Origin of the sequence: Aureliella helgolandensis, assembly GCF_007752135.1 — a bacterium.
GTDB classification, from domain to species: domain Bacteria; phylum Planctomycetota; class Planctomycetia; order Pirellulales; family Pirellulaceae; genus Aureliella; species Aureliella helgolandensis.
This window is the reverse complement of sequence record NZ_CP036298.1, coordinates 7,615,721-7,634,921: the sequence shown is the minus strand read 5'-3', so window position 1 is coordinate 7,634,921 and position 19,201 is coordinate 7,615,721. Positions and strand designations below refer to the sequence as shown.

Annotated in this window: 3 protein-coding genes; all 3 read right to left on the bottom strand. The window is 56.7% G+C overall.

The window, feature by feature from the left end; all coding sequences use genetic code 11:
* Positions 1 to 27 precede the first annotated feature (27 nt).
* Complete coding sequence (locus Q31a_RS26935; RefSeq protein ID WP_145085093.1) at positions 28 to 1,422, bottom strand: DUF1501 domain-containing protein; 1,395 nt, start codon at positions 1,420 to 1,422, stop codon at positions 28 to 30.
* A 20-nt stretch (positions 1,423 to 1,442) separates the two neighbouring features.
* Positions 1,443 to 4,013 carry a DUF1553 domain-containing protein gene (locus tag Q31a_RS26930; protein WP_231690960.1) on the bottom strand — a complete coding sequence of 857 codons (2,571 nt, stop codon included), beginning with the start codon at positions 4,011 to 4,013 and terminating at the stop codon, positions 1,443 to 1,445.
* Positions 4,014 to 4,241: 228 nt separating this feature from the next.
* A complete protein-coding gene (locus Q31a_RS26925) occupies positions 4,242 to 18,878 on the bottom strand; it encodes a GEVED domain-containing protein (RefSeq protein ID WP_145085090.1) in 14,637 nt (4,878 codons plus the stop codon).
* Positions 18,879 to 19,201: the final 323 nt, after the last annotated feature.

The following is a 19,201-nucleotide window of genomic DNA, read 5'->3' as shown; positions in this document are numbered from 1 at the left end:
GAGAGTTGCGATAACGTGCTCGTTGTTTTAAGAGATAATGTCGTGGACGACGCGGCCGGCAACATCGGTCAATCGGAAATCTCGCCCGGCGTGACGGTAGGTTAGACGAAGATGGTCCAGTCCCATGAGGTGCAGAATCGTGGCATGCAAATCGTGGACATGGACCTTGTCGTGCGTAGCGTAGTACCCGTATTCGTCGGTCGCACCGTACTGAATTCCGGTTTTCAGCCCAGCTCCCGCCATCCACATGGTAAAGCCTTCGGGATTGTGGTCGCGTCCATCGCGCCCGGCGCCTTGGCAGGTTGGGGTGCGTCCGAATTCCCCTCCCCACAGCACGAGAGTATCCTCCAGCAAACCGCGTGATTTTAGGTCGCGCAGGAGTCCAGCGATTGGCTTGTCGACCTCGCCCGCATTTTGCTCATGCCCCTTCCGCAGACTTCCATGCTGATCCCATTGCACCTCTGTATTGCTATGCGTGACTTGAATGAATCGCACACCGCGTTCGGCAAAGCGTCGTGCCATGAGGCATTGTCTACCGAAGTCTTCGGTCTTGGCATCGTCAATACCGTACATTTCGTGGGTCGCACGACTCTCATGGTTCAGCTCGAGCGCATCGGGCATTTCCGTCTGCATGCGAAAGGCCAACTCGAAGGATTTGATGCGCGCCTCCAGTGCGGAATCTGGCCCCGTCGAATCGAGAAAGCGTTGGTTCAGCGATTGGGTTAAGTCCAATTGTGCGCGCTGTGCAGCCAGCGACAGTCTCGCATTCTGCACGTATTTGACGCGTGCTTGTTCGGCAGGCAGGCTGGCATTTCCGAGAGGGGTACCGGCACAGCTGGCGGGGAGAAAGGCGGCTCCCCAGTTCTTGGTACCACCGTGAGCGAGCGTTGGACAAATGGTGATGAAGCCAGGCAGATTGGCATTCTCCGTTCCCAGGCCGTAACTGAGCCAAGCACCAAGGCTGGGGCGGACGAAGACGTCGCTGCCAGTATGAATCTTCATGCACGCGCCGCCGTGGGCCGAATTGGAGCCGTACATGGAGTTGACGATACACAGGTCATCCACCAATTCCGCCACGTGTGGGAAAAGCTCACTCACAGCGATCCCGCTCTCTCCGTAGCGCCGGAATTTCCAGGGTGAGCCAAGCAATTCACTGGTGGGAGCAAATTGAACACGAGGTTTTTCGAACGGCAGCGGCTTGCCATCATCTTTCTGCAGCTGCGGTTTGTAGTCAAAGGTGTCCATATGGGAGGGCCCCCCCTTCATGAACAGAAAAATGATGCGTTTCGCTTTGGCAGCAAAATGAGCGGATGGTCCAGCTGGTGCTGCGCCGCGCGTTTCTTCTGCCAAAAGGGACGCCAATGCCAGGGAGCCGAATCCAGCTCCGGTCGCTCGCAGTAGTTGCCGTCGGGAAAGAGACATTGCAGTTGGATTTCTCAAAGCTAGCGGACGTAAATGAATTCACTGGAGGACACCATCGACTGGCAAAACGCTTGCCAAACGCGGTGTTTCACCTCCACGGCGCCGTCCACTCCGGATTGCGCATTGCCCTCTTCTTCACTGTCAGTTGCGAGAGGCAATTCCGCTGTCGCAGGTTGGACGGCAAGGGATTCCTCAAATGCCTGAATGAAGCGCCGCGCGGCGGCGAGTTCCTGCTGGCTGGCGGGACGACCATAGCTTTCAAGGTACAGCTTCTCAATCCGTTGCTCTTCGCTGATTCCAAGTGAGAGGATGCGATCCGCCATCGCCAGCGACATGCTGTCTACAAAACTCGAGTTCATTAAGAATAGGGCTTGAGGCGCAATGGTGCTGGTATTGCGATCACCGTTGAGAACGCTCGCATCCGTGTAATCGAACAGCTGAAAGACGTCGTACAAATGGTTGCGTATGATGGGCACGTAGATCGATCGCCGCAGTGTGTCATACGTCGATTTGTCATTGGAAGTGTGATTGAATACGTATTCTCGATTGTCGTACTGGAGGAGTTTACCGCCAGCGGCCAAATCGATCTTACCGCTGACTGCCAAGAGACTATCGCGAATTGCCTCGGCCTCGATTCGACGCAGGTTAAATCGCCAGAGGAACCGATTGCCGGGATCTTTGGCATCATTCTCAGCGCTGAATTGGCTGCTCATCTGGTAGGTCTCCGAGAGCATGATCAGACGGTGCAAGGACTTCACCGACCAACCCTCGTCCACGAAGTGCACCGCTAACCAATCGAGCAGCTTGGGGTGCGAGGGGCGATCGCCTTGCAGGCCAAAATTGTCGACAGTCTTGACGATTCCCTGACCGAAATGTCCCCGCCAGATTCGGTTGACCATGACTCGAGCGGTTAATGGATGGCGTCCATTGGTGAGCCAATTGGCGAGCTCCAGTCGCCCGCTCTGTTCGGCGGGGAGGCTCGCCGGGTGGTCGCTGGTGAGTACCTGGGGAAAGCGACGAGGGACGGTATCGCCCAAGGTTAAATGGCTGCCACGTAGATGCACCGAGGTATCGGCGGGAGTGCCATCGACCACTCCCATAGCGGTTGGATCTTCGGGGGGCTGAGCGTTGAGTTCGGTGAGCGCATCACGCCGTTCTTTCAGCTTCGCTTTGAGTTCTTCGGGCAGTTCCTTTTCCTGAGCGGCGGTGAGTTTTTCCTCGGGTGCTAATTCAAGGGCTTTCGCTCCCTCCGACTGCAGCTCTGCAATCGCTTTCTCCTGCTCGGCTACGCGTTGCTGGTGCTGCTCCAGGGCGGCGCGTTGGGCAGCCGTGGCCACGGAGTTCTCATGCCACACCGCTACCGTCTTGTAGCTGTCCATGGTGTGTGTGCTCTTGAAGATACCAGCCAGCCCGTAATAGTCATGATGGCTGATGGGATCGAATTTGTGCGTATGGCATCGGGCGCAACCCAGTGTTAAGCCAAGAATGCCCTTGCCAACGGTATCGATTTGTTCATCGATGATGTCCATTTCCATTTTGGCTTCATCTTGTTCCGCCAAAACTTTAGGGCCTAGCACTAAGAATCCCGTGGCCGTTAATTGCTCATGCTTGCGCTGCAAATCGGAGCCACTATCGAGCAGGTCACCGGCGAGTTGTTCCGTGATAAATTCGTCGTAGGGTTTGTCGCAATTGAAAGCATTGATGACATAGTCACGGTAACGCCAGGCATTTCCAAATGCCACATTCTCATCCAAACCATTGGAGTCTGCGTAGCGTGCCACGTCGAGCCAGTGGCGCCCCCAGCGCTCGCCGTAGTGGTGCGAGGCCAAGAGTCGGTCGACGACACGCTGAAAGGCTTCGGGAGATTCATCGGCCAAAAAATCGGCGATTTCCTCTGGCGTCGGGGGAAGACCGATAAGATCGAAGGTTGCGCGACGGAGCAAGGCGTGTTTGTCGGAGGTCGCCGCACGTTGCAAGCCTTGCTCCTCCAGTCGTGAGATTACGAAGGCATCGATCGGGTTTTGAATCGTCCCCGGCCGGCGCTCCGACGGAGCGATCGCGGGACTGCCGGCGCTGATTGGCGGCGGGCATTCTTTGACGGGAGGGACGAACGCCCAGTGCTGACGCCCCAGTTCGAGGTCAACGTCGCTGCCGCGGCGGATGGGCTGGACAGTGCCACTCTCAGGGTGGGGAGCTCCCATTTCAATCCAGCGCGTCAGGTCTGCGACTTGGCGTTGAGTCAAGCGTGAGTCGGGCGGCATCTTTAGGTCGCTGTCTTGATAGCGAACCGCGGTGAGCAGCAAGCTTGCCGCTGGCCGTCCTGGAACGACCGAAGCTCCCGCTAGACCGCCCTCCAACATGCCCTGCAAGGTATCGAGACGAAGCTCCGACTCGGCATTGTCCTCAGCGTGGCAATCGTAACAGTGCTCGACCAGCAAGGGGCGGATGTTTGTCTCGAAGAAGGCTAGCGCTTCCGCATCGGGCACCTGCTGCTCATCTGCCCTGGCTTGGTCGATGGCCAAGCAGGGCAGGACGACAAACGTCAAGACCATCATGCAACTTGCAAAAGCGTTGCGCAGAATCGTCAACATAGGGAAGATTCTCGGAAGTGGGCGGGATAGGCGGGATTGAATCGATCGGGGGGGGGGGCGAACGGGATTCACCTCTAGTTTTAAACTATCGGTGAGGCGAGGGGAGCGTCGGGACCAATATTTCTCAAAAACGGTTGAGGGGATAACGCACACAACCAAGCCTAGGCTTGGTTGTGTGGAAAAGTAAACGGGTTGGTGGTAGGTCTGGGCTAGCTGCAAAAAACAGTCTTATCCCAGTAGATCGCTGAGCAGTTTCGCGGAGAGCGAATCGTCTCCGACTAGCGAATCGTCAGCGTCATCGCTGTCGAGTTCCGCCCAGACGGAGTCCAGCGAATCCAGTGCGGATTGGCTGGCGGCGGCCAAGTAGGCGGCTGAGTCGTCCTCTTCGCTATCCAGCAGTGCCAAGTCATTGACCGCATCTTGGGCTAGCTCCGAGCGTTCCGGAGTGGTGGGGGACGCCAGCCTCGTCTCCAGGCCTGGTGCCCAATCACTTGCCAGCACCGTTTGAATCTCCGTGCTCGTCGAACCTGCTTCTCCCTCGCCTTCACCCTCTCCTCCCACGACTGGTGAGAGAGAGTTGAGGTAGTTAATCACTACCAACGCATCAATGGGGGCCACTACTCCGTCACCATTGACGTCCAGGAACTGGAAGTCGGTGTTTACAGGGAGGGTTAGCTGGTTGGGGCGACCCGAATTGAGGTACGTGATCACTTGCAAAACATCGATGGGCGAGATGAAACCATCATTGCTGACGTCCAGATTTCCGACATTTGTTCCGCCAGTGCCAAGCAGCACTCGTTGGTTTTGATAGGGATTGCCTTCCAGCGTGATCAAGTGATCTTCCACTTCGCCATCAGGTGAAGTCCCCGTGGGCGATGTGATGGAGCTGGCGTCCGTGCTCAAACGCACGCGAGCATAGGTTTCGCCAGTTGTGAGCCCCTCGGGAATCGAGAAGGTAAAGGGCACTGTCGAACCGGTGACCTGCTCAGCCGCGAGGATCCGCTCCGAGTTGGCGAAGTTTCCATCACCATTGAAGTCGATCCAAAGTGAAACGTATCCAGCCTTACCTGTCGTGTTGTTGACGGTGATGACTCCGTCAGCACTGAACGCACTGTAGATGGTGGAGGTGAAGGTTAGGCCATCGTCATTGTCGGCATTGGTCAATTTGGCATCTGCATCGACCGAAACGGTGGCTCCCAAGCTCAGGCCGGAGACAACCGTATGGCTTGGGCCGCCCTCTGCCTTCGTTGACTTGTAGGGAGCCGGAGCGTCACCGTAGTCGAGGCCTTCGCCGAGGACGATTGTCAGCGTTGTGGAACCGTCCAGTTGGTTCGACTTGAGCGGGTTGCCTGCCAAGTCTTGAATCGAACCGATCGTTCCAGCACCCACACCAGCTACGCCCGAGGCACCTTCTAAGATAACCCGACCACCGAACTGGGTGGTGGTGATACCGGTGATGTTCTCAGCATCAATCGCTTGTTCAATCGCAGATGCGACGTCGGAAGCTGACACGTTGGGGTCTGCCGACAGAGCAATTGCGATCGCAGCCGGTTGAGCGGCGAGTCCCGATTGGGTCAGTGTTGTTCCCGTCATGTCGAGCGATGTGTTGGCGTCACCACCGAGTGTGATCAATCCGTCACCCGCATAGGTGGGGCTAAGCCCCAGGGCGGCCGAGTTGATTGCGTCTACCAAGGCCTGACCAATGTCTGCAGCCGAGCCACCCGCCGAAAACCGGACTGGGATGGTATCGGGTTGTGTGATCCCGTTGGTATCGAGTTCAAAGACCACGGGAGAGCCACTGCGATCGACCACGAAGAACTGCCCATCATCCACTCCGGCTGGCACGCCAGCTTCGAGCGGAATTTGAATTCCGAAGGCAGTGCGTACGCCAGGTTGTCCGACGACCGTCAAACCGCTGTCCTGAGGATCGAGCTGAGTGAGACGACTGCCTTGGATTTGGAGTTGGCCGGCAGCGATTTCAGAAACGGTGACACTAAGTCCCGAATTGTTAATCGCGTTTTCCATCGCCCTAGCCACACTCTCTGCGGTTGGCGCGGTGCCAATCGCAATGGTGGTGGTGTCGGCCGAGACTACGCCGTTGCTATCGAACTCGAACGTCAAGCGGCGGGAACCGTCGTCGAGGACGAATTTCGTGCCATCCACAACTGGAGGAGTCACATCGTCGCCCGCGGGAACGGTCAGCAGATAACCTAGATCGAACTCAAACGAAGTGCGACTGCCGGTCGTATCCAAGATGTCGAAGGTATCTCCGTCTTGGTAAGCGTTGGCGGCTTGCGCGACGATAGCAGACTCAGTGGTATTGACGAACCGCACGGTGTAAACCGACTCGGAAGGCCAAACACCCGTGAGCGGTGTCAAGCGAATGACACCGTTGGTCGAATCGTATCCGAACGTGTAATTGACTCCTTCAACCAAGGGAACTCCATCTCGGTAGACCAAGACGGATGATCCGGTAACCGTGCTGTGGTCGATGCCAGCACCACGGTTTGGGTCTGTTGGCTCTAGGCCGTCAAACATTTGGATGTCGAAGTAGCGAAGTGAAACGTTGGACAGTTCCACGATGGAATCGGATGGATTGCGATCCTGTCCGGCGAGATCATTGTCGACCGGATTGGTCATGACAACGGATGGGCCAACAAAGTCCGCACGATCTTGAGCACCCCGATCCTTGAACACATTCTCGCCCAGGCCGGAGGGAGTTTCCACGGCTGGATCGTCAACTCGCAATTGACCGTTGATGTCCGAGCGAGGAGCTTGGATTGGTGAGGTCGCTAGGCCTAGCGGAGCCTTGACTGCTACGATCGATGGCCGATCCTGTAGCGAATCAATCGAGCTGTCGATCAGCGGCGAGGATGGGGCAGGGTACAAATTGCCTGCGGCGATGTCGACAAACATGGGGACGTTAGCACCAACCATGTTGGGGAATTGCCCGATGGTTGCCGAGCCCGCAACGTTGGATGTGTTGCGTTGGAACACCGTGCCGCCCACGACCGTTGAGGCACTGGAGTTGTCGACATTGATGCCCGTCGACGTATTGACAACCACATTGTTCAGCAGAGTGGCCGTGGAGTTACTGGTTACAGATATCCCGGTTCCCCCGCCGACATAGATGTCAGCGGCCACGCTGGTAAGGGCTCCTACTGCGTCGATATCGGCCCCGACGGAATCGCCAGTTTGGGCTCCCTGAGTGCTCACATCGGTGAGTCTCACGAAAGCGATACGTGAGTTGGAATTGAATCCAAAGGCATCGATGTTGATGGTTGGGAGGGCGGCGGATGCGCGACCCACCGAGGTGAAGTTGGTGCCATCGGCACTGATTTCAACGAGCACTTCCTCAGAATCTCTGACCTCGAAGATCATCAAGTCTGGGCTAGCGTCGTTCGATCCCGTTAGGAAGTTATCTTGGAATTCGAGGGTGATGGTTCCACCGCGACCGAGACTGACCGCGCCTTCCCCGGCTACTGGTTCTCCGGTACCGCTGAAATCGGGTACACCTAGGGCGTCGGTTGCCACGTCGAGGCCCGTCAGCGGAGCGGGACCACCGACAATCGATGGATTGTAGCTGACGACGGCATCGGCAAAGGCCAAGGCCCCCAAGTCAAAGATCTGGTTGTTGAAGATCTCTGGAGTTAAATCGGTAACCGCTGTGACCGAACCGCCAATCACCGTGTTGTTGACCAAGCGAACAAACGGGACAGCAGCCGGTGGTATGCCAGCACCCGCGGTGTCACCCGAGACGCTAATTCCACCTTGTCCATTGAACAGAAGCTCGCTGTTCATAACGACGGCACCAGGAGCTAGTCGCTCTTGGTTGAGCGTCACGGTGTTGCGTGGAGAGCCGGTGAGCGGTGCATTGGTGACTGGATCACGTGGTGCTGCCGCGATGTCGATACCAAAGTCGGTCGAGTTGCTGACGCGAGTACCGTTGATCACAATCTGGCCTTGTGGGCGTTCGCGATTCTGAGCACCGGTGCCATTGCTGACGATCTTCGTACCAATCGACAGGGGGACCACGGTCGACGCATTGCCGATGAGGACCACCGTATCGCTGCTGGCTCCAGTGCGATCGTTGTTGACTAGATTTCCAGCGACGCTGATCTTCTGCTGAACGACGCTGGAATTCAGAAGGTCACGGAATCGAGCGGCGATCTGATTGCCAGTCTCGCTCGTAGTTCCACCGGTGAGTGCATTGACCACGGCCGTATTGAATGGCAGTGCAATGTTACCAGCGGAAACCGGACGCGTGTCGTTGACATCGTCCATTTCGAACGTGACCAATCGCGGGCCATCGCTGACCGTAAAGGTGTCACCAGCAATCATGCTGGAAGCATCGTTGAATTGGATGGCCAATCCGGGAGCTTGTCGCGAATCGGGCGTGAAGCTATCGGTGATCACGAAACCAGTGGTTGTCGGAATTCCGTAGGCATCCCCTCCGCGGATCTCGAGTTGGTAAGGGCCGGTTAGGATCTGGTTGGTAGCGTCAGGATCGGCAACGAAGTTGGTGTTGTTGCCAGTGTCCCCCAAGACCATTTCACCACGACCGGCAATTCCGATGATGATGTCATCAACGTACACACCTTCGAAGTTGTTATTCTGGGCGCGTGACGTGCTGTTGAAAGCACCCGTTTGGTCGCCTACAAAGGATTGAGTCACCCCGAATGGACCAGCATCGGTAACCGTCAGTCCGGTCATGTCGAGCGTGTCACCGCCACGCAGCTTGTAAACACTAGTGACGCCATTGGCGAAGTGATCTGCAACAGCTTGCTGCAGGGCCAATGCTACCTCTTCAGTAGTCATGTCGGCGGAAACGCGAATTGGTAAGCCGTTCGTGCCTTCCGCACCTTGCAGGACGATTGCGTTGCCGCTATTGACGCGAACTGCGGAAGCACCGAGCAACTGGATCCGATTGTTGGTCACGATCGGATTGACCTGACGCAGAATGTCGATCTGCATTTCGTAGGCGCCCATGCTGGCTGCAACCGCAGTTCCAGCCAGTGCAGGGTTGTACGCGTCGTTGCCGGAACCACTGACGCCGACGAAGTAAACGCCAGCTTCGCTTGGGGCAAAGGACAGCAAGCTATCCGAACCACCGGCTCCGTTGTCGTTGGCTGCGATTTCAACTCCCTGCTCGTCGAAGACTCGCAGGTAGGAATCGAGCGGGCTGCCGATTGCAGCGGCGTTAACACGAATGTTGACGGTTGCCCCGGCAGGGACTTCGATGCGGACTAAGTCCACGTCGGTGGCTGGGTCGGCAATGGTCGTATTGTCTCCGATCGTGCCACTACCAACCAATCGCACCGATTGTCCGTTGGAGTTGATGATGGTGGCATTGGAAATGATCTCGTTGCTCTCGGTCGAGAAACTGAGACCTCCCTTGATCGTGGCGACGGCAGGCACACTTTGAATGGCTGCGCGCAGTGCGTTGGCGATGTCTTCCGAGCTGTCGGTTGCGGCGAAGGGCACAGCGATGTCAGGTGCTAGGACAGCCGCACCGGTACCATCGCTGAAGACGTATCGATTGCCTTCGATCGTGATACTGTCGCCACTGGTCAGCGCCGAGCCACCGGGGAGGGTCAGCGTTGGTCCCATTTCGATTTCGAAGCGTTGTCCGCCAATCTGCAAGCTTTCGCCATCGGTCAGACGGCTGCCCGCCAGCGTGCGGATCTCAGCCCCGCGTCCGCCTTGCAGCCCGTAGCCGAATCCGCCAGCGGTTGAGAATTCAATCCGCAACTTGACATTTTCTTGACCTGCCAGAGCGTCCAGGGAAAGGCGTGCTTGACGCCATGTGCCCGTGTTGTCGAACAGTTCCTGTCGCTCGGTGTCGTCGCGGGCGGCATCGTTCGTTGCCAACAGTACCCAGTTGCCGTCTTCTCCTGAGGCGTAGACGCGGAAGGCGTCTTCCATGTTGTTGCCCGGGAAACTGTCCGAATTCTCTGTCTCCAGGAAGTAGTTGAAGTACAAGGTCGGTAGGTCGCCTGCACTCAGTCCCGCCAGACTGAAGGGAACGCTTTCAATGGCCCCGGCTGCACCGCCAGCGAAATTGTAGTTGGGATTGCCCGCTCGGCTATCGCCGAAGTAGAAGCTACTGCCGCCATCCTGGTTCGGGAACCGCGTACCATTCGGCGTAACGGGCAGGCCGTGGCCAGCGTCTCCCTCGCGATTCGTGTTGTCGCTGCCGGTAGTAACTGTCCAAGGATTGGTTTGAAGCGGAGCGAGTGCCAAGCCGTTGGCGCCGCTGAGTCCGGTAGCCACACTCGTTGCACCGTTGGCAAATACCGGTTGCAGTTGCCCGCTGGTATTGAACGCGTAAACAACTCCATTCACATCGATGCCGAACAGAACTTGAGTGCCACCGGTCAGATCGGTTCCACCGTCCAAACGAGCCCCTGGAGTGAAGCCTGCATCATTGCGCGTCGCCGACGGTCCGGCGACCAAGCCGGTGAACTGAATGCCGACCAAATCATAGGAGCTCTGCACATAGGTCGCGATGTTGCCAGTACGCGTCGAGCTCGGTGAATTGACTTGATACAGTCCACCTGCATCGCTAACCGCGTAAAGAGTATTGCCAATCGTCGCGATGCCCGTTACTAGTCCACCGGGTGCGATGCCTGCAGCGGAGAGTGGTCCGGCGTTGCCGATGGTTGCACCGAAAAGCTGGACATTGTCACCACTGGTGGTTGCCGACAGGCCGACTGTACCGAGGTCGTTGATGGCCGTAGCGATGCGCGATGCGGTCGTCTCCGCGGTGTCTGTTGCCAGGGCCTTAATCACGATGAAACCGGGACGGGTGGCTCCGCTGCTGCCTTGATCAACAAAGATGCCGGTGCTTGCTAGATCTTGGAAATCAGCGGTCAGGGCTCCGGAGAAGTTGATGCGCCCCGATTCGTACGAGACGGCAATATTGCCTGGCATGGCTTGAGTGATTGCATCGACCAACTGCCGTTCGGTGGCTGCTTCCGAGATCGGAATTCGCACCGCTGCAGGATCGGAAACTCCCAAGTTGCCGCTGAGGGAGATGCCACTGCCTGTAAGCACAGCGGGTTCGGTATCGGAGGCGCCAATCAAAGAGATTCGGTTGGAACCGGCGACATACTCGGCTTGAACTCCGAAGCCAGGCTGGAAAGAGATGGCTTCCGCTAAAGCGCGTACTAGGACTGCTTGCGATGAACCGATCTGGTACGGAATCGCTACATTGCCCACACCGTTCACCGAGCCATTGTTGTCGAATTCAAAGACGACTTCGGTGCCAGCGGCATTTTGGATGCGAACGGTCGAACTGTCGGCAATACCGGCACCGTTTAGTGCATCTACCACCAAGACCGATCCCGTATCGAACTCGTAGAGTGCCCCATCGACGATGAATTGCATCTCATCTCGGATCGACCTGGCTGTGAGAGGGTCGTAGTTGATACGCGCCTCGGGGCCGAAGTCAAATTCGAAATTGAGGTTGAAGGGAACACCCGTCGTGCGGTCTACCAGAGTGAACGTGTTGCCATCTCGAATCGAGAATGCCGCTTGTCCACCCGCCGAGCTGGTCGTTTCCGTGGTGACCAGCAAGGTCGATTGATTGCCGCTCAAATCTCGAGTTTCGATGTAACCCCGTTCGCGGACTGCGGTGCCTGCGTCGGCACCTTGGGCGGCACCTGTTTTGTCGTTGCCGTTGCTGATTGCTGCACCAGTGTTCTCGTCGAACTCATAGAGAATGTTGGTGAAGTAGCTAGGCCCAGGCCGGGTCGTGCCGACATTGGCCAAGGATTGAGGAGGGCCATAGAATGCGGGGGCAATTCCGGCAGGCGTAGGACGGTTGCCGACAAAGTAGCCGCGCTCTTGTCCCAAAACGGTGCCGAAGGTAATCGCTTCTGGATTCATCGCGTCGTCGCTGTCCACCGCAGTGGTGACCGGTGGCGTGGCAGTATCCGTTTCCTGGTGGAACGTCTGCATGCCCGATGCGCCGGTGACGGTGAATCCTCCCGTGCCGGTATCCACGGTGATGTAATCGACCAAGTTATCAAGGTCGCCTGTTACCCCACCCAGCACCGCGCGGTCGAAGGCTCGCAGTTCGCCATTGTCGCGAAATGCAATGTCTTGAACGTCAAAGTTCTGAGTGCTATTGAAGCCGAGTTGGCGTTCACCGGTAAATGGATTCACCGTGAAGATTTGTGTCTGGGACGAATCCAATGCGCCAGGATCACGACTGACATAGAGGATCAAATCTCCCAGTCCATATTCCACTTCGGCCGTGGGGGTAAACAAGTCTGGAATTATCGGGGCATTGGCGGTGGAGCCACCGTTGAAGCCCACATGCTCTTCCGCGATGAGCTGAATGCTTTCAATCGGCTGCAAGCGGAGCAGAGGAGTTGTGGAGGTGGGGTTCGTGAATTGGTCAATGACTTCAGGCATGCGGCTGCTGTTGGTCATGGCTACAAAGTATCGACCAGCTGGCAGCTCATAAGTGCCCACGTAGGGGTCTAGATTGCCGGCTGACCCACGAGATAGGTCTGCATTGCCAGCTGCGTTCAATGGGCTAGCTTGATCGTCCACCACGTTGCTCCCCAAGCCACCTAGGATTAGCGAGCCGTTTGCATTGAAAACGTACATTGACGTGTCTGGACGGCCAATGCCATTGGCGTAATCCACGTCCAGGATGGTGGAGAAGTATTCGCGGATTGATGTTGGTCGAATGCTTTGATAGTCGATATCAAACGAGAACCAGTCGACGTCGGTGTTCGAGTCCAGGTTCCCAGCAACGCTGATTGCCTGACGATTCGTTTGCAGCAAGTTCCCGAGAGCTTGAGCTCCAGCAAAGGCATTATTGTTGGCTTCAACTTCAGCATTTTCACCCAAGAGGGGAGAGTTGCCAGGCACGCCCACCAGGCGAATGCCGGTCTGAGCATAGCGGATGTCAGCATAGCTAATGCTTGATCCTGGGACTTCGTCGATTTCCGTCAGGCGGACCTGCAACTGGTAATTGCCGCTAGTGACACCCTGAGTCACCTTGCCAGCATCCGTCAGCTTCGCCATCTGCTCGGCTGGCGTTAGGAGGCTGTCCGCTGTGGTGAGATTGCTGCTGCGCACTCGGATGTGGTACAGATTGCTGGTTCCCGGTTGACCAGGCAAACTAACGCGTAGGCCAGCATCTTTGGGGTTGGTGCTGAAGAGATCCTTAGGCGTTCCTTGAGCACTGCTGTAGTACAGTTCCGGAGCGCTGGACCGCAGTGGATTGACCGACACGCTCGAAAGCTGTGGCGAAACAAACAGGGAACTTGGATTGCTTTCTTCGGACAGCGAATTATCCGACAGAGCCAATGTGTTGCCATTGGCATCTACCAATTCGACCACGGTATCGAGCGAGTTGTCCGTGCGATCGATATCCAACCAAACTTCGGTTCCCGCCTTGGCGGTGAAGGTATAGACGTCCACATCGCTCGGGGCTGCGATCACGCCTTGGATCTGGAAGCCTAGGCGATTGTTTTCGTCTCCCGCCTTCAGATTTTCCGCTAGCGCGCCTAGGTACTGTCCCTTGGAGGGCGTTTCGTTCGTACGTGGAGCTGTCGTGATGGTGGATTCCGACTCACTGACGATGCTCACATTGCGATCGTTGCTGTAGGTTTCCAGAAGAATGCTCCGCCAATCACCTGCAGCGGGCGCGGTGGCCACGCCATTGTTGGTGCTGGACTGTACATTTCCCAGTAGGTCAAAACCGGCTCCGACGGTATTGTCATTCAGACTCGTCAGAATGACTGGGAAGCCAGGCTGTCCGATGATTTGCACCGATCCACCAATGCGATTGGCATTGTCCAGAGGAGTGCCGGTAGCGGTAAAGCCCGCATCGACTCCAGAGAGTTTGACGACCAAGCTCTGGTTGCTGGAGCTGTTCAGACGCAGGCCACCGTAGCTGTGGTAGTCGTTGACGGTGATTTCGTCCTGGACTACGTGCACGATGCTTGTGTCGTCCCAGATGCCTTCGGTTGTCAAAGAGCCGCCGCGGACAACCATGCCGTTAATACCGTTGTTGTCTAGACGGTTTTCAGCGATCAAGGGGCCGTGGTTGCCAGTGCCCAGTTCGTAGCGTTGGCTCAGGCCCGTGCTGCGGCCGTAGTCTTCGGTCGCGATGTTGTTCAAAGCGCTGACATTAGCACTCACGGCTGGCCCGGCATTGTTGATGATCGTGTTGTCAACAATGATCGGCTGAGCAGCGCGAATGAAGATGGTGGATGCGGAGTTGGTTCCGCGGCCACCACGGTCTTCGTCCGTTGTAGTGGTCGATCCATTGGCATTCAGTTCGATGCGACTGTGGGTAAGTCGTAGATCCGCTTGGTGCACTTCAATCGCAGAGAAATCGGAGAAGCCACCTTCGACGCGAGTCGTACCACCACCAAAGGCAATCACTGCATAGTCCAAACTGGCTTTGGAGGTGTGCCCCACATAGATGCCACCCCAATCCCCAGCCGCTGCCGCTTGAGTTCCAGCTCGGTTGGCCGTATCAAAGGTGCCGCCAGCTCCGTAGCGATTGTCATTTAGCGAAGTGAACACGACGGGATTGCCATCGGTACCCTCTGCGATCAATTGACCGCCTGTTTGCACGTCAATGCGAGCGCCTTGACTCTTGACCACGATTCCTGGATCGATGGTTAGACGGGCATCCAGTCTGGCAGACACCGATGGGAGGCGGTTGACCAAGGTGACGCCCAGGTCACTGCCGTTATCGATGAATGTTCCGACGGAAGCAGCGGGTTGTCCAACTAGGATGTAAGGGCCCGAGCCATTCGCACTGCTACGGTAGATGCGGCTGACGGCTGACGGCAGGTTGGAGAGCACGATGGAACCGGTGGATGAGCCCTTGGATAGGCTACGAGTTGGTTCCGAAGCAGGCCCTTCATTGCCCGCTGAATCGATGGTCGTAAAGACGTAGGTGTAGCTTCCCGCTCCGAGTGTTCCACCCGCTTGACTAGCAAGCCGTGTACCAGTGGAGGATGGAGCTTGCTCATTCTGCAAAGCTCCGCCAGGAGTACCTTGGATCTCCAGGTTCTCAGGGATGTAGTGCACGATGTCGGTGTCGTCAAAACGTCCCGACACGGTGAGCTTCTCGACTGCCGACGGAGTGCGGACACGTATTTGCATTCCGTTGATCGAATTGCCAACGAGGTGGTTGCCGTAGATCTCTGGGCCCACGCGGTCGTAGTCGACGGTGAACGGTATGACCGCACCTTGTTCCAGGGGAGAGTGGAAGTTGCTTTCCAAGAAGCTGTCGGGGGTCGCACTCATGGCGGCATCGGCGCTCGTGACGATGTCGCTGTTGATGATCGCCGGACGCGAATCCACCAATTGAATAGGGGTGACGACTTGGGACAGTCCATCCACGACGACTTGACCGCCACCGTAACGAATGTCCGCATTGCTGACCCAGTTCAGGAAAATACCCTGATCTTCCAGGTTCTCACGGGCTGGGTTCGCCGCATCGACTCGGGCGCGGAAGTCGAGCCCACCCCAATCGCCAGCAACGGGGGTCGAACCTACGACGTTGGGGTTAGCGTTTTTGCCGAGTGACGCATCGTTGAGGCTCGTGAAGAAGACGCTGCCAGAAAGTGCGTTGCCACTGGCATCGGTCAAAATGTTTCCGGAGGCCGTTTGCAGGGTCGGTGTCCCGAGAACCAGCAAGCTGCCGGCGCTGCGATCGACGTTGACTGAAGTGCTGCCCACGCCTACGCGGGAACGTCGCATCTTCAAGATGGCACCGGCATCGATCATTACCGAAACGTCTTTGGGAACGTCGAATGTCGAGCCGTCAGGCAACGCATTCCCCAAGTTGTCGAATCCGATCTCGTAGGCGAGGTTGTCAGTCGAGGTCGCGAAATTCTTGTCCGCTCCGCCATTACCCAAGATGCGGACCACATCCCCAGGAACGGCTGCGGTGAGCGCGGCGTTGATATTCTTGTACGGGGTGGCCAGTGAACCATTGCCACTGGTCGAAGCCGCTTTGTTCACAAACTTAGTGTTGCTGGCGTTGGATGGACGGAACCAGAAATTGAACACCCCTCCAGGTGAACCGTCGGCGTCACCATCGAACTCGGTTCCCGTCTGGGTGTCACCATCTCGGAGCACGGAGTCCGCCGGTGGCTGGAAGTCCATGCGTAACTGGTAACGACCTTCGCTACGCCCGCCGATTCCCGAATCGGCAATTGCCGGATCGTAGGTCGCATTGCCACTGGCACTCACGCCGACGATGTAATTGCCCTGTCCCAGCTCCAGCTCCAAGAAAGAATCGGTGCTGTAGTGGTCATTGTTGGAGGCAACTTCCTGCCAGCCGTCAGGAGTTTCTTGGAAGAGACGAATCTGGGAGTCCAGCAGACTCGCTTCGTTCATCCGTTCCGCGAAAGCCTCAATGCTGATCTTACCACCGATCGGTAGTTTGAATTGGTAGAGGTCAATGTCCTTACTGTCCGGGCGATAGAGGTACTGCCCATGCAAAATGTCGGCATCGCCAGGCATGACGATTTCCGTTCCCACGCCAGGTGCAAAGACCGAGGCGAAGGATTGAATCGTCATCTGTTGGAGCTCATCGGCATCTCCCAGCCCGAGCAACTTGCCCACGGCTTGCATGGCTGCTCGCATGAATTCGCCACCGAACTGGTTTAGGTCGGCGTCGCTGAAGTCCTGAATGTCGAGCACGGTACCAGGTTGACCATTGCTGATCAAATTGCCGGCTTCATAAAAGGTGAAACCCGCTTGGTTGTTCTCAGCTACACCGGGAGTCGTTCCTCCCACAACATCAGGGAAGGGGACGATCGCCCGCATGTCCCCAACGCCAATGGTCATTCCTAAATTCGCACTTTCAATGAAGCGTACGCCGATGTACTGCTCGTACAGGCTTAGGACTTCACGCACTCGCTGTTTTTGAGTTTCGGTAATGGCATTCAGTAGTGTGGAGCCATTGAGGACGCCCAGTTGTCCCTGGAAGTTGTAGAAGATGACGCTGCTGCCATCGACCGAATCGGCTCCCAGGCGCAAGTTGTCTTGGATTTGGATCTGGCGATTGCCCGGCTCGTCACTCCCGCCAGGGAAATCCAACAGCAATGGGGACGTGTTCTTGATTTCGGAGTCAATGAGGACGGACTGAGATCCACCCGCGCCAGGTGTCCAAACCGAGGATAAATCCTGGGCGCCCGCGAGCGTGTCCGATGGATCCACCGTCAAGCCATCGACGATGGCCGGCGCCAAGGGGACCGTTTCGTTGGTTCCGATGCGAAGCCGCAGCTCTCCGCCAGCGGGTGCATAGCGATCTAGATCTCGTGAAAATCGCAAGGAGACGCGATTGGCTTCTGGGTAGTAGCGAATGCGAACTGGGAATTCAGCCGCTGGATCGTCGGCTGTGGTTAGCGTCCCTTGAGGGCTGTGCAATTGGTAGAACTGTGGGTTGAGAACCCCAGTCTGTCCGGTACCCGTGGTGAAGACGATGGTATCGCTGTTCTGGATGTAAAGCGTACCACGTTCCGCAGTCAATTGAGGAAGAGACAGACCATTGACGGTCGACACGGTCGACAGGTCAATCATCTGATCAGGGCTCAGGTAGACATCAATCTCCGAAGTGCGGTCCCAAGTCACGGCACCGGTGGCTGGATCGATGGTGACCGGCTGTGGAACAACCGATGCGACCTGAGCGCCCAGGTTCAGTTCGAAGGCTACCGATTGCGAGGCTCCGCCGTTGAAGGGCTGGCCACTGATGTTGGTGAGTGTTCGGATGCCTTGCCCGAGGATCTCGATGCGGTAGTTGTCATCGGGAAGTGGATCGGCGAAACGGAAGATGACTTCGCGATCACTATCGCCAATGCCCACATAGGCTGGCACGATTTCAATATCGGTGACGCCGGTCAATTCCATGGGGGAATAGGTGATCGGCGCGTTGCCAATTCGAGTTGCTCCCACACCGCTCACAAGTTGAGCTTCAATCAATTGGGATGAGAGCGAATCACTGGCATTCAGAGCGTCGACAAATTCTTGAACGGTAGAGGCGTAACGTGGATTGCTGTTGAGCTCAACATTAATGGCTTTGCCATTGACCGTTACCAGGGGGGCTCCAGCGACACCGCGATCGCGAGCGGTGACAGAGACGGTGATCCCTAAGCCGTTGTTGCCAGAATCGCGGGCCACCAATCGGACTTGCAGATTGTTCCCTTGGTTAAAATCGGTGGACGCTTTGGCAGAGTTGGCACCCGTCAGCACCAATGGTTGCGTCGCATCGGTCGTGCGCCCAATCCCAATCGTCTGCGAGCCGCGCAGGCGGAGGGCGTAGACCTGATCCGAGGCTGCTGAGTCGCCGTCTTGGGCAAACGCCTGGAGGATGTCCTCAACCCGCGTTTCTAAAGTGGGATTGGAGTTCAACTCCACGCTTATCGTGCGACCGGAGACGCGGATAATGGGCGCACGGGTGTCATTGCGACTGACCTTGGTGAATTGAATTTCAATTCCGTTACCGGCCTGCCCAGGCTCCTGCGCGTAGAATTCCACCAGAGTTTGGCCACCGGTGCCAAAATCGGTGGCTCGTGACGCACGCTCAAACAAACCGTCGTCGCCACTGCGTACGATGCGAATTCCGTCGAGCGAATTGGGATCAATTCCCGTACTGTCATCGAAGCGGAACACTAGCTCTTTGGGGGGCGTGTTCAGGATGTCGCCCGATTCAAGTAGATCCCCCGTGTTGGGCTGAATGCTCAACAGCTGTGGACCTACCGCCAGCAACTGGCGAGCTTCTAGTGTCTCCAGCAGTACGCGTCTAACGGAACTGCGTTTCTGTAAGCGTGTGCGAGCGAACAGTTTACGCGATTTAGACAAACCACAGGCGGCCATGTAATAACCTCTCGACGGAGCGCTGGAAAAACAGCAGGTAAGGTAGCCAATACCGGCCCTAAAACCCAGAATCAGATAAGTTGACGCAGTTTTCTTTCGTTCCAGCCGTGTTGGGAACGGGTAGAACGCGGGGTTTAGGAACTATAGGAAAACAAGACTGCGAAGTTGGATTGTAATTAGTGAACTTGTGATTTCAACGAACAGCAGGCTGGATCGTGGGGCCACAAGCGAACATTTTCCTGACTACGTGTAAAAAACCTCACGCTCGGCAGGACTGGTAGGGTCTGCCCAATCGTCCTGGATGCTCTAAACCAGAAAATCCA